At 40.8% G+C, this 12,692-nt stretch carries 14 protein-coding genes; 1 reads left to right on the forward strand and 13 read right to left on the reverse strand.

Annotation, left to right across the window (positions count from 1 at the left end; genetic code table 11):
• The 11 genes from purN to GSM42_RS18285 form a co-directional block, all read right to left on the reverse strand.
• On the reverse strand, positions 1 to 570 hold the full coding sequence (purN, locus tag GSM42_RS18235; protein WP_160802973.1) for a phosphoribosylglycinamide formyltransferase: 570 nt from the start codon (positions 568 to 570) through the stop codon (positions 1 to 3).
• Positions 570 to 1,574, reverse strand: a complete 1,005-nt coding sequence (gene purM / locus GSM42_RS18240) for a phosphoribosylformylglycinamidine cyclo-ligase (protein WP_160802974.1) — start codon at positions 1,572 to 1,574, stop codon at positions 570 to 572. The genes purN and purM overlap by 1 nt, the downstream gene beginning before the upstream one ends.
• Positions 1,571 to 2,995, reverse strand: a complete 1,425-nt coding sequence (gene purF, locus GSM42_RS18245) for an amidophosphoribosyltransferase (RefSeq protein ID WP_202404986.1) — start codon at positions 2,993 to 2,995, stop codon at positions 1,571 to 1,573. Before purF ends, purM begins: the two co-directional genes overlap by 4 nt.
• Positions 2,959 to 5,205, reverse strand: a complete 2,247-nt coding sequence (gene purL, locus GSM42_RS18250) for a phosphoribosylformylglycinamidine synthase subunit PurL (RefSeq protein WP_160802975.1) — start codon at positions 5,203 to 5,205, stop codon at positions 2,959 to 2,961. Before purL ends, purF begins: the two co-directional genes overlap by 37 nt.
• The gene (gene purQ, locus GSM42_RS18255) at positions 5,202 to 5,882 is read right to left on the reverse strand and encodes a phosphoribosylformylglycinamidine synthase subunit PurQ (RefSeq protein WP_160802976.1); all 681 of its coding nucleotides are present in this window, start codon (positions 5,880 to 5,882) and stop codon (positions 5,202 to 5,204) included. Before purQ ends, purL begins: the two co-directional genes overlap by 4 nt.
• Positions 5,883 to 5,884: 2 nt before the next feature.
• Positions 5,885 to 6,133, reverse strand: a complete 249-nt coding sequence (gene purS / locus GSM42_RS18260; protein WP_160802977.1) for a phosphoribosylformylglycinamidine synthase subunit PurS — start codon at positions 6,131 to 6,133, stop codon at positions 5,885 to 5,887.
• Position 6,134: 1 nt separating this feature from the next.
• A complete protein-coding gene (gene purC, locus GSM42_RS18265; RefSeq protein ID WP_202404987.1) occupies positions 6,135 to 6,854 on the reverse strand; it encodes a phosphoribosylaminoimidazolesuccinocarboxamide synthase in 720 nt (239 codons plus the stop codon).
• A gap of 12 nt (positions 6,855 to 6,866) precedes the next feature.
• Complete coding sequence (gene purB / locus GSM42_RS18270; RefSeq protein WP_160802978.1) at positions 6,867 to 8,159, reverse strand: adenylosuccinate lyase; 1,293 nt, start codon at positions 8,157 to 8,159, stop codon at positions 6,867 to 6,869.
• Positions 8,152 to 9,339, reverse strand: a complete 1,188-nt coding sequence (purK, locus tag GSM42_RS18275) for a 5-(carboxyamino)imidazole ribonucleotide synthase (RefSeq protein ID WP_160802979.1) — start codon at positions 9,337 to 9,339, stop codon at positions 8,152 to 8,154. Before purK ends, purB begins: the two co-directional genes overlap by 8 nt.
• The gene (gene purE / locus GSM42_RS18280; RefSeq protein WP_160802980.1) at positions 9,336 to 9,821 is read right to left on the reverse strand and encodes a 5-(carboxyamino)imidazole ribonucleotide mutase; all 486 of its coding nucleotides are present in this window, start codon (positions 9,819 to 9,821) and stop codon (positions 9,336 to 9,338) included. Before purE ends, purK begins: the two co-directional genes overlap by 4 nt.
• 375 nt (positions 9,822 to 10,196) lie before the next feature.
• Complete coding sequence (locus GSM42_RS18285) at positions 10,197 to 10,436, reverse strand: hypothetical protein (protein WP_160802981.1); 240 nt, start codon at positions 10,434 to 10,436, stop codon at positions 10,197 to 10,199.
• Positions 10,437 to 10,700: 264 nt separating this feature from the next.
• Between GSM42_RS18285 and GSM42_RS18290 the strand changes: the two genes are divergently transcribed.
• Positions 10,701 to 11,045: a hypothetical protein gene (locus GSM42_RS18290; RefSeq protein WP_160802982.1), complete on the forward strand. Its 345-nt coding sequence runs from the start codon at positions 10,701 to 10,703 to the stop codon at positions 11,043 to 11,045.
• Positions 11,046 to 11,124: 79 nt separating this feature from the next.
• Here the strand turns inward: GSM42_RS18290 and GSM42_RS18295 are convergent, their stop codons facing one another.
• Together GSM42_RS18295 and GSM42_RS18300 are read right to left on the reverse strand one after the other, a co-directional pair.
• Positions 11,125 to 11,763 carry a hypothetical protein gene (locus GSM42_RS18295; protein ID WP_160802983.1) on the reverse strand — a complete coding sequence of 213 codons (639 nt, stop codon included), beginning with the start codon at positions 11,761 to 11,763 and terminating at the stop codon, positions 11,125 to 11,127.
• A gap of 426 nt (positions 11,764 to 12,189) precedes the next feature.
• Positions 12,190 to 12,516, reverse strand: coding sequence for a hypothetical protein (locus GSM42_RS18300; protein WP_160802984.1), 327 nt, complete (start codon positions 12,514 to 12,516; stop codon positions 12,190 to 12,192).
• Between the last annotated feature and the right edge of the window lie 176 nt (positions 12,517 to 12,692).

Genomic DNA, 12,692 nt, shown 5'->3' on the forward strand with positions numbered 1-12,692 from the left:
TTAAATCCTCCCTGTCACAAGCTGTTTTATTACTTCTGGGTAAAGACTATGTTCCACAGCTTGTATTTTTTTTGTATATGTCATGAGTGTATCATTTTCTTCTATAGCAACTGGAACTTGAGCAATAATAGGCCCTGTATCCATTCCTTCATCCACAAAATGAACCGTAACACCAGAAACTTTTACGGGATAGGCAAAAGCTTGTTCAATTGCATTTTTCCCTACAAAAGCAGGAAGTAAAGAAGGATGAATATTTACAATCCTCCCTTTGAATCTATGCAGTAAAGTAGGACCAATCAATCGCATGTAACCAGCTAGAATGATCCATTCAATTTTTTTCTCTTCTAACACTTCTAAGATAGCTGATTCATACGCTTCTTTATTTGGAAAAGATTTTGGTGACACGAGGTAATGCGGCACATCCAAACGATCCGCGCGATCCAATACTTTCGCACCTTCGCGATCAGTTAAGAGCAAGGATACTGACTGAGGCCAGTTATCCTTGCGTGATTGATTTACAATACTTTCAAAGTTTGTTCCGCTACCAGAAGCGAAAATAGCGATGCTCATTAGCTATTTTCACCTACCCAGCGAAATTTATCTGATCCGTTCACAATCTTACCAATAAGATCTACCGTCTCACCAAGCTCTGAAGCTCTTGCCATAACTTCTTCAGCTTGCTCTTTTGGCACACAAACAACCATTCCAATTCCCATGTTAAAAGTGCGGAACATATCTTCCTCTGAAACATCACCAGCGTGTTGAATACGGTCGAAAATAGCAGGTACATTCCAAGCATTTGCATGAACTTCAGCGGTCAGCCCCTTTGGTAACATGCGAGGAACATTTTCTACAAGTCCTCCACCTGTGATATGAGCTGCGCCCTTTACAGTGTACTCTTTCATTAATGTCAGTAATGTTTTTACATAGATTCTAGTAGGAGTGAGTAGTTCTCTTGCGAGTTCAAGATCCATCCCGTCAGCAAATAAAACATGTCTCGCCAATGAAAATCCATTACTATGCAATCCATTGGAACCAAGACCGATCAGAATATCGCCTTCTTCAATTGTAGAACCATCAATTAATTGGTCTTTTTCTACTACACCTACACAAAATCCAGCGATATCATATTCTCCTTTGGAATACATACCTGGCATCTCCGCTGTTTCACCGCCAATCAAAGCACATCCAGCATCAACGCAACCATCTGCAATTCCTTTGACAACTGCTTCCGCTTGAGCTGGTTGTAATTTACCGGTTGCCAAGTAATCCAAGAAGAATAGTGGTTCTGCTCCTTGCACGATGAGATCGTTCACACACATCGCAACGCAATCGATCCCGATCGTATCATGTAAATCTGTAGCAAAAGCTAATTTTAACTTTGTCCCAACTCCATCTGTAGCAGAGACCAAGACAGGATTTTTATATTTACCAAGTGCAAAAGAACCACCAAATCCTCCAATATCACCTAATACTTCTGGACGATATGTGCGTTTTACATGAGCGCGAATCCGCTCTACTGTTTCGTTACCTGCATCGATATCTACACCAGCTTGTTTGTATGCTTCACTCATACGGTCTCCTCCACCTCAAGTGCGTCATATAGCTTGGTAGGGTAATCTCCAGTGAAACAAGCTACGCAATGTCCACGATTTTTTTCATTGGATGGTCTCCCAATTGCTTCAATCATACCTTCTGCACTAAGAAACGCTAACGAATCAGCATTGATCAGTTTACAGATCTCATCTACGGAGTGATTGGAAGCGATCAATTGATCACGATTGGCAGTGTCAATTCCATAAAAACAAGGATTCTTTACAGGGGGGGAACTAATGCGTACATGGACTTCTGTTGCCCCTGCTTCACGCAGCAAGTTCACGATTCTGCGACTGGTTGTCCCACGAACAATCGAATCATCCACCATAACAACACGTTTTCCCTCTACTACTTTTCGCACAGCACTCAGTTTCATCTTGACGCCTTGCTCGCGTAGTTCTTGACTAGGCTGGATAAAAGTTCGACCTACGTAGCGGTTTTTAATTAAGCCAAGTTCATATGGGATACCTGTAGCCTCCGCAAATCCAATCGCAGCAGAAGTACTTGAATCAGGAACACCTGTGATGACATCAACTTCAGCAAATGCTTCTTTCGCTAACTGGCGTCCCAGTCTCTTTCTCGCTGTATGCACATTAATACCGCTTATATCGCTATCTGGACGAGCAAAATAAATATATTCAAAGGAACAGATCGATGTTTCTTTCGGCTCAGAAAAACGGGTGACGCACATTTCATTGTCTTGGGTAACAACCAGCAATTCTCCTGGTTCTATTTCACGAATAAAAGTCGCTCCAATGGTATCAAAGGCACAAGTTTCAGAAGAGAAGACATAAGAATCTCCCAATTTACCAATCGCTAAAGGACGCAATGCATGTGGATCTTGCGCCACGAATAGCTGCTCATTGGTTAGAATTAGTAATGCATAGGCACCGACTAATTGATTTAATGTTTCCTTCACTGCACCTTCTAGTGTGTCTGCATTTGACCGTGCGATTAAATGGGCAATTGCTTCTGTGTCTGTGGTAGTTTGGAAAATCGATCCATTTGCCTCTAATTCTTTGCGAAGCTTGTCTCCATTAACCAAGTTTCCATTTGTAGCAATCGCAATCTCTCCTTTGGCATAATTGAATACCAAAGGTTGTACATTAGCCAGTACACTAGATCCAGTAGTGGAATAACGAACATGTCCAATTGCAGTAGAACCGATTAATTTGGAAACTTCATCCGAACTAAATACTTCTGTCACAAGTCCCATATCGCGGTGCACGTGAAATTTTTCACCATTTGTCGTTACAATACCAGCACTCTCTTGCCCACGATGTTGCAATGCATGCAGTCCATAGTAGGTGAGTCTGGCTGCATCTGAATGACCTACTATACCAAACACGCCACATTCTTCGTTTAATTCGTCGAAGTCGAAGATGCTGTCATCTTGCATGGTATCGCCTCTTCCCAAAGATTGGTTAATTGTGCTACAGAGCGATCGATTACTTGCTGACCATTTACACGGACTTCTAAACTTTCTCCCATTACTTCCCCAATCACTTGAGCTGGAACTGTGAATTGTTTCATTGTTTCTACTACAGCTTCCACCTTGTCTTTTGGCACAGAAAGTAACACCCTTGATTGGGTTTCACTGAACAGATACTGGGTAGCATCTTGTGTCGTCTCCACTTGTACTTTTGCACCTAAACCTCCACTGATACAAGATTCAGCGACAGCAAGTGCTAAACCGCCTTCGGAAACATCATGCGCGGATTGAACCAGTCCTTGACGAATAGCAGTAAGAACTGCTTGTTGCAATGCTTTTTCTTTTTTGCTATCCAATACTGGAGTACGTCCAGAGATGGTGCCGGCGTATGTTTGTTGCAATTCACTGCCACCGAGCTCGATTGCTGTATCACCGAGTAAAACCAATACATCATTTTCTTTTTTAAAGGCCCCAGTTGTAATATGCTCCCGTTTTTCAACCAGTCCAACCATACCCACTACAGGAGTTGGATAGATTGGTTGACCCTTGGTTTCATTGTATAAACTAACATTACCACCAACAACAGGGGTCTGAAGCACTTCACACATTTCACTCATACCATCAATCGCTTTGGATAGCTGCCAATAAACTTCTGGTTTTTCTGGGCTACCAAAATTGAGACAATCTGTCATTCCAAGAGGCTCTGCACCAGAACAGACTACATTTCGAGCTGACTCTGCGACAGCGATCCGTCCACCGTTTACCGGATCTAGGTAAACATATCTACCATTTCCATCCGTACTCATCGCAAGAGCTTTTTCTGTTCCACGAACGACAACTACAGCCGCATCAGACCCAGGACGAACCGCGGTACTTGTCCTGACCATGTAATCATATTGTTGGAAGACATATTTTTTGCTTGCCATATTTGGTGATTGTAATATTTTTGCTAACGCTTCATTCGCATCAATATTTTCAAGGGATTCTGCTGGGTTCACTGATTCATTTTCTACAAAGTAAGCTGGCACTTTTTCCTCACGAACATAAACTGGTGCATCATCAACCAGAGTGTTAACAGGAATATCTGCAACTAATTCACCGTGTTGGAAAAGTCGATATTGGTTACCATCTGTTACTTCACCGATTACGGCTGATTGTAAACCCCATTTGTCGCAGACAGCGATTACTTCCGCTTCACGGCCTTTTTCCACTACCAAAAGCATCCGTTCCTGGGATTCCGATAACATAATCTCATAAGAAGTCATGCCTGTTTCCCTTTGAGGAACAAGGTCCAGATTTAGGTCTAATCCTTGCCCTCCTTTTGCTGCCATTTCTGCACTGGAGCATGTGAGGCCAGCCGCACCCATATCTTGAATACCAAGTAACATTTTTTGCTCTACCATTTCCAAGCAGGCTTCCAATAACAATTTCTCCATAAATGGATCACCCACTTGAACCGCAGAGCGTTTCTCTTCTGATTCTTCATTTAGCTCTTCTGAAGCAAAAGTAGCCCCATGTATTCCGTCACGGCCTGTGCTAGCACCTACATAAATAACAGGATTTCCTGCGCCAACTGCCACACCTTTTTGTAGATCACCATGATTGATAATCCCTACGCACATAGCGTTGACGAGCGGGTTACCGTCATAAGAATTATCAAAAACAACTTCCCCACCAACAGTAGGTATTCCAATACAATTTCCATAATGCGCAATCCCAGCAACCACGTTATCAAACAGATAACGCACTTGGGAGGAATCTAAATCGCCAAATCGTAAGGAATTGAGAAGTGCTACTGGACGAGCCCCCATGGAAAACACATCACGGATGATCCCTCCAACACCTGTTGCTGCACCTTGGAATGGTTCAACTGCTGAAGGATGGTTGTGACTTTCGATTTTAAACACAACTGCTTGATCATCACCAATATCAATAACGCCAGCACCTTCACCAGGACCAAGTAAGATACGCGGACCTGTTGTAGGAAATTTCCTTAGCAATGGTTTAGAGTTTTTATAGCTACAGTGTTCCGACCACATCACGCTATAAATACCAATCTCTGTCCAGTTTGGGAGACGGCCTAAGTGACCTTTTACTTGCTCATATTCCTCCGTTGTCAGGCCCATTTCTTTATACAGTTGCTGATCTCTAATTTGTTCGGCTGTTGGTTCCATCATGAGGCTTGATTCTCCTTCCAGTAAGCTAACATTGAAGTAAATAAACGCGCTCCATCTGGAGAACCCATCCAATCGACGATCGCTCTTTCTGGATGTGGCATCATCCCGAGCACATTTCCTTTTTCATTGGTTATACCAGCAATATTTGCTATGGAGCCATTTGGATTTTTGCCTGCATAGCGGAATAAAATCTGCCCGTTATCCTCTAACCGTTGCAACGTATCCTCGTCACAAAAATAATTTCCTTCTGCATGTGCAATCGGTATTTGAACCGTCTCCCCTTCTGCATAGTGCTTGGTAAATGCGGAATCGATTCGTTCCACCGAAACTGGTTCAAGTTCACAACGAAATTGCAAATGGTCGTTTCGCATCAATGCACCTGGCAATAGTCCCGCTTCGGTTAAAATTTGAAAACCATTACAGATGCCAAGGATCAGCTTTCCAGCCTCTGCTTCTTTTTTTACAGCATCCATGACAGGAGAGAACCGAGCTAATGATCCGCAACGTAGATAATCACCGTATGAGAAACCACCTGGTAAGAGAATCGCATCATAGGAAGATAAATCTGATTCATGATGCCAAACTGGATTTACTTCTTCTCCCAATACATCTTCGATTGCGTGTACCAAATCCATATCACAGTTAGACCCTGGGAATACTACCACAGCAAATCTCATGTTTATACCTCCTCTAGATCAAAGCGGAAGTTTTCGATTACGGGATTGGAGAATAATTTTTGACACATAGCTGTTACGGCGACTTCTGCTTCTTCTTGATTAGCAGCTTCAAGGGAAACTTCCAATCGTTTTCCAATTCGTACATCAGACACTTCGGTATAACCCATTGTGTGGAGTGTTCCTTTTACAGCTACTCCTTGTGGATCAAGTACACTTTCCTTCAACGTGACAAAAATAGTTGCTTTATACATGTTACTGGCCTCCCAATCGTTTATCTATCTCTTGATATGCTTCAATGACATTGCCCAGGTTACGACGAAACCGGTCTTTATCCAACTTATCTCCAGATTTCAGATCCCAGAAACGGCATGTGTCAGGGGAAATTTCGTCTGCAAGTAACACTTCTTCATTTTGATCCAAACCAAATTCTAATTTAAAATCAACCAAGCGGATGCCACGTTGTTCCATGTGCTCATAAAGAATTTTATTAATCTGGAGCGCTTGTTTTTTCATCTGTGACACAATATCTTCGCTCGTAATCTCCAAAGCGTAAATATGATCCTCTAGTATGAGCGGGTCACCAAGATTATCATCTTTGTAGTAAAATTCTACTATCGGAAAAGGCAACGGCTTACCTTCTTCGAGTCCTAAACGTTTGGCAAAGCTTCCTGCGGTAATATTTCTAACTACTACCTCTAAAGGAACAATCGTCACTCTTTTTACTAGCTGCTCTAATGTAGATAAACGTTCTAAGAAATGACTTGGAATTTGATTTTCTGCTAGTAGATCGAAGAAATAACTAGTGATTTTATTATTCAAAGCACCTTTACCTTCTAAGACTTCCTTCTTTTCCCCATTGAAGGCAGTTGCTGTATCTTTATATTGAACAAGTAAAACGTTTGGATCTTTAGTGGAAAAAAGCTTCTTTGCTTTTCCTTCGTAAAGTAACTCTCCCATCTGTAGCTCTCCCATTTCTTACTCCCCCTATAGTCCGAGTCGATCAAAAATGAAATCAACTTGAGCTAAATGATGTCGATAATCAAAGCAGTCTGCGATTTCTTCTAAAGAGAGGTGACTTGTCACAAATTCATCTTTTTCCACTAAGCCACGGAAAGAAGTTTGTTCTTCCCATGCCTGCATAGCTAGTAGCTGGACACGGTCGTATGCTTTTTCTCTGGTCAACCCTTTGTCGATCAAGGTTAATAAAACACGTTGTGAGTAGATAAGACCAAATGTACGGTCCATATTGCGTTTCATATTTTCGGGGAAAACACGAACCCCACTGATGATATTGGTAAAACGATTTAACATGTAGTTTAACAGGATAGTAGCATCTGGGAGTATCACACGCTCAACGGATGAATGAGATATATCACGTTCATGCCATAGTGGAACATTTTCATAGCTAGACACCATATGACCTCTGACTACACGAGCTAAACCAGAGATATTTTCACAACCGATAGGGTTACGTTTATGCGGCATTGCAGAAGATCCTTTTTGACCTTTACCAAATGGTTCTTCTACTTCTCGAGTTTCACTTTTTTGCAGTGCGCGAATCTCCGTTGCAAATTTATCAAGGGATGTTGCGATTAAAGCTAGCGTTGCCATATAGTTCGCATGACGATCACGTTGCAAGGTTTGTGTAGAGATCGATGCAGTTTCTAATCCCAGTTGTTCACAAACATACTTCTCCACAAATGGATCGATATTGGCATATGTGCCAACAGCACCAGACATTTTCCCAACTCGAACCGTTTCAATTGCCTGTACAAGACGCTCACGATTGCGTTTCATTTCTTCGTACCAAAGTGCCATTTTCAACCCAAATGTAGTTGGTTCTGCATGTACTCCATGAGTACGACCCATCATTACCGTATATTTGTACTGTTTTGCTTGATTTTCCAATGCTTCAATCAAGCGGTCTACGTCTTTTAACAAAATTTCATTCGCTTGTCTCAAAAGATAAGATAAAGCCGTGTCTACAACATCTGTTGAAGTTAACCCATAGTGTACCCATTTGGACTCTGACCCTAATGTCTCCGAAACAGCTCGAGTAAAGGCTACTACATCATGCCGGGTTTCTTGCTCAATCTCTAGAATACGATTTACATCAAAGGAAGCATTTTTACGAATCAAAGCAACATCTTCTTTTGGGATTACACCTAACTCAGCCCATGCTTCACAAGCTAATATTTCAACCTCTAACCATGCCTGAAAACGATTTTGATCTGTCCAAATAGATGACATTTCTTCACGAGAATAACGATTAATCAACGGTATACCCCTTTTCTTTCGTCCATATTGCTGTTTGTTCTGTTGCTGTAAGGGCTGGACATATTTTTAATTGATCTAATTCAGCTAATCCACGGGATATATCTTCCGTTAGGAGGGTGATATGACCCATCTTTCTCCCTGTCTTTGCTTCTGTTTTTCCATACCAATGCGGTTTTATATGAGGAGGCAAATCTGAAAAGGTTTGAAAAAAAGCTTCTTGGTGTTCACCTAGTAAATTCATCATGATTGCTTGGTGATAAAGTGTAGGTGTGATAAGTGGTAAGCCAATAACAGCTCGAATCATCTGCTCAAATTGAGATGGATTACAAGCGTCATACGTATAATGACCTGAATTATGAGGACGTGGTGCTAACTCATTGATATAGAGATGTCCATCTGCATGTAAAAACATCTCCACAGCAAGCAATCCTACCATTTGCAAATGCTCTGCAATTTGTTCAGCCAACTGAACAGCTCGTTTATTTGTCGCTTCTGCAATAGTAGCTGGTGCAATAGATAGATGGAGAATATGATTTCGATGTATGTTAACAGCTGGAGGAAATGCTTTGATCTCACCTGTTACGCTTCTCGCTACAACAACAGAGATCTCTTTGAGAAAAGGAATAAACTTTTCTAAGATATACGTTTGTGACATAGAATGATGTTGATCCAGCCACTGATTGACATCCTCCAGAGTATGAAACGTCCATTGTCCTTTTCCGTCATAACCGCCTGTAACTGTTTTTAACACTGCGGGTAAACCGATTTTTTTAATAGCTTGCTGCAATTCTTCAACTGAAGAAACTTTTGCATATGAAGCAACTGGCACACCTGCTTCTTCAATTGCAGCTTTTTCCATTAATCGGTGACGTGTCACTTCCAATAATTTGGTACCTTGTGGTACATTTTTTTGTTCTGCTATACGTCTAACTACATTTGGATCGATATTTTCAAATTCATAGATGATGAGATCAGATAAAGATGCTAATTGATCTGCTGCATGAATATCATCAAACCCAGCTTTGATATGATGATCAGATATTTGTACACCAGGAGCATCCTCAGAAGGATCTAATGTTACAAACCGATAACCCATTTTCCTTCCTTCTAGGATGATCATTCTACCTAACTGACCTCCACCTAATACTCCAATTGTTTGTCCTGGTACGAGGCTGCTCATGAAAGATCCCCCTCTGTGAGTACCTTTTGTCTTGTATCATGTCGTCTGTTTTGTAGTCTTTTTTGTACGTCTTCATCCGATATTCCGAGTATCTGTGCTGCTAAAAGTCCTGCATTAGTAGCTCCTGCATTTCCAATTGCAACAGTGGCAACAGGAACTCCACCTGGCATTTGTACAATGGATAATAACGAATCCAATCCATTTAGCGTAGAAGATTTCACTGGAACTCCAATAACAGGGAGTACCGTTTTCGCTGCGACCATCCCAGGAAGATGTGCTGCACCACCAGCACCTGCGATTATGACCTTGATTCCCCGCTCAACCGCTGTTTCTGCGTACGTAAACATTTCATCAGGGGTTCGGTGTGCAGATACCACTTTTTTTTCAAACGGAATCTGTAATTCCTCTAATACATCACAAGCTAGTTTCATCGTTGGCCAATCCGAAGTACTGCCCATGATAACTCCAACACGTACCATCATCTGCCTCCATAAAAAAACCCAAACAGCGTATTCCAGAAGCAAGCTTTGCCTCGCGAAATTCTATACTATTTAGGTAGTGTTAGCTTTATTCATAACATGTTTAGTGTAACAACCTTTGCAAACCAAGTCAAACAAAAAAACGAACAACAAAAGGATATCAAACCTTTAATGTTCGTGTATGACTTGTAGTTCAAAAAAATTGTACAAAAGATCTGTTATCCAAAATATTTCCCTATCAAAACACCTTGTATACTTATATCCTTTCGAATCGGTTTAAATATAGCTTTTGCTATTTAACAGATAAATAAGAGTAAACAAAATACGGCCTGACAGTTCTCAAATGAATGAGAACTTCCAGGCTTTGTCCTCCCCTTATCAGGAGGGGTAAAACTTCCCAAAGATAATGCCATAAAATCGTTCAATACTGCTCTCATCATCCGATACAAGAGGAGTTTTCTTGAGAACTTCCTCTGCCTCTGTTAGCTTGCCATCTTTGGCTAGCTCCCAACACTTGAGCCAGCGATTATAGGTGGAAACTTCAGCTGCTTGTTCGGAACTGAGCTTGGAGATAAGATCGATGAGATCTGACATCATACTGTTCTTGTTATGAGACATACTTTCTCCAATGGTTGGTGAACGATCATCTTATTATAACATTCTGACTAACCTATCCATGCGAAATTGTAGATACTAGTGTATATATCCTTTGATTGGTTACCCTCTATTTGATTTAACTTCATCTAATTTTTAAGACATGAAAGCACTTAAATTGGATTTTTATTAGAAAAATAGTTTTAAATAGAAAAATTTATGTTGCTTAGTGGATTTTTTTATTAAATAATAGAATAAAATAGAATATTAGAAAAAGGGGTTTTGGATTTGGTTAAACAAGTGGTGAACATTGCAAGTAATCAGATGGATTCGATGGATTTAATGGAATACATGGACTTTTTTATCAAAAATGTAATTCCCAAAATACTGCTACTACCAGGTGTCGTCAAAGCAGATATTACGAAATTAACGCAAATGGCCATTACCCCTGATGCACGGCAAATGGAAAGCAACAATGTTTCACTACAAGCCCAAGTCTATTACGAAAATGAAGAAGCCTACCAATATATTATCTCCAATGTTATCGATCAAGAACTCACCAATATCCTTCTGGATGGGGAAAAATTTATTACTTTACATACCGGATATCAATATTCTTTTCAAAAGTATTAGAAAAAGCAGTGGCGGAGCCTAGTATAGAGATTACTCTCTTACCAAACTCCGCCAAAAACATGACGACTAATTAGTTGGATTACTTCTTCTTGAGAAGCTTCTCCAGCGCAAGAGTGACACGTCGGTCACTCTTGGCCATCATGTTCAATACTTCGAGGTACTCAGGAATCTCCTCCAGATAGGTAGTAACCTCACCCATCATCCAAATCGTACGCTGTGGGTTCTGACGCTGCTTCCAGTCGTCCAGTACTTTGACGAGTTCATTCCCCATGTTCTTGAGGATGGTTTCCAAACTCATGTTGAACTGCTGAGCTGCCTCAGGTGTAACTCCAGTAATCGCTCGCACGGGGGTCGCCTTCCACTTCTTTCTCACCTGACTCCCCCAATTTACGAAATCGATAATTGCAAACGGGTTCCCCTTCTGGATCTCTTTGTGAATAGGCAGATATGCCACCAGCTGAGCAATTACTTCTCGCATCTCCACAGACAGTTGCAGACTCTTGTCTTGACTCGTGTTCTTCCTCGACTCAAACCAGACGGTGAGCAGAAGAGAAAGAGTGATAATAGTATCGGCCACTTCTCCACTCAGGGCGTCAAACCAGTATTTTGGATCTCCTCCGTTCTTCAGATCCTTCTTCATAAGAGAGGAGACTCTCTTGAGATCCTTTCCCAGAAGAGCTTCAGAAACCTGGCGCTTGATTTTGTCTGAGAGTGTCATGGACATCCTTTGGTTGAATTTATGTCTTTTTTATCATAGACTTTTCTAAGAATAAATTCTATTTATTTTCATATGTAATTTAAACTATAAAGACATCTCTTTCATGGGGATTTTTACCATACTTGTGAATGGCTGAATTGCCCTGCTTCGAAAGGCTTTATTCCTCACATACCCATTGCGCTAAACTGTTTCTGTCTGATTACACCACAAATCCCCTCTTAAATTAGAAAACGAGTTGGTAAACCACGTATATTTCACATTTAGAAGGGAATTTATTTATATTTATTGAATAAGCAATTTCAAAAGAAAGTATTCTTATTAAGCCTATATCTAAAATCTTAGATTTGTTAGAGTAATGAAGATTCACTTCATCAAATCTTGTGCCGCCTAGGTGAAGTTTTCTTTCTACCTAGGCGACATTTTTTACTAATTCTTCTTAACCCACTTATCATCCATCTGCTTGATCGCAGCATTCACATTAGTCTGGGAATGTTTACGTTCAACTCGACAGATGAGCGTTCCATTGTGATGAACATCGATAAGACGTCCTGGAGGACATGAGTTGTGATCTACTGTTCGAATATGGGAATTTCCTTTCTTGATAACTACCTTCTCTACGGAAATTCCAATCATATACTTTTCCTGAAGCTCTGCTGCATCAACGGATTTGGAATGACTCCAATCGTTTCCGTTTGTCCATACTACCCACACGCGTCCGTACTTTTCTGGCAGCCTAAGCCGTACGAGTCCCATAAGAGAAACCTTTCACTCTGTGAGCTGGAGACTGTTTATTCAGTCTATTTTATTATATACCACAATACCAAAATCATAAAAGAGTTTTGAAATAGTTATCACAGATATGTATAATAGATTGATTAATATCACCTTGTGAACAGTATTCTTAGCACAGAATGATGTATTATTCAAAG

Origin of the sequence: Shimazuella alba (assembly GCF_009831235.1) — a bacterium.
Lineage (GTDB): Bacteria > Bacillota > Bacilli > Thermoactinomycetales > Thermoactinomycetaceae > Shimazuella > Shimazuella alba.

Coding starts and splice junctions, on each gene's coding strand:
- purF (WP_202404986.1), bottom strand. CDS start 2,995: ATGCAAGATGACAGCATCTTCGACTTCGACGAATTAAACGAAGAATGT.
- purM (WP_160802974.1), bottom strand. CDS start 1,574: ATGAGTGAAGCATACAAACAAGCTGGTGTAGATATCGATGCAGGTAAC.
- purK (WP_160802979.1), bottom strand. CDS start 9,339: ATGAGCAGCCTCGTACCAGGACAAACAATTGGAGTATTAGGTGGAGGT.
- purC (WP_202404987.1), bottom strand. CDS start 6,854: ATGGGAGAGCTACAGATGGGAGAGTTACTTTACGAAGGAAAAGCAAAG.
- purS (WP_160802977.1), bottom strand. CDS start 6,133: ATGTATAAAGCAACTATTTTTGTCACGTTGAAGGAAAGTGTACTTGAT.
- purE (WP_160802980.1), bottom strand. CDS start 9,821: ATGATGGTACGTGTTGGAGTTATCATGGGCAGTACTTCGGATTGGCCA.
- GSM42_RS18295 (WP_160802983.1), bottom strand. CDS start 11,763: ATGACACTCTCAGACAAAATCAAGCGCCAGGTTTCTGAAGCTCTTCTG.
- purQ (WP_160802976.1), bottom strand. CDS start 5,882: ATGAGATTTGCTGTGGTAGTATTCCCAGGGTCTAACTGTGATATGGAT.
- GSM42_RS18285 (WP_160802981.1), bottom strand. CDS start 10,436: ATGTCTCATAACAAGAACAGTATGATGTCAGATCTCATCGATCTTATC.
- purL (WP_160802975.1), bottom strand. CDS start 5,205: ATGATGGAACCAACAGCCGAACAAATTAGAGATCAGCAACTGTATAAA.
- purN (WP_160802973.1), bottom strand. CDS start 570: ATGAGCATCGCTATTTTCGCTTCTGGTAGCGGAACAAACTTTGAAAGT.
- GSM42_RS18300 (WP_160802984.1), bottom strand. CDS start 12,516: ATGGGACTCGTACGGCTTAGGCTGCCAGAAAAGTACGGACGCGTGTGG.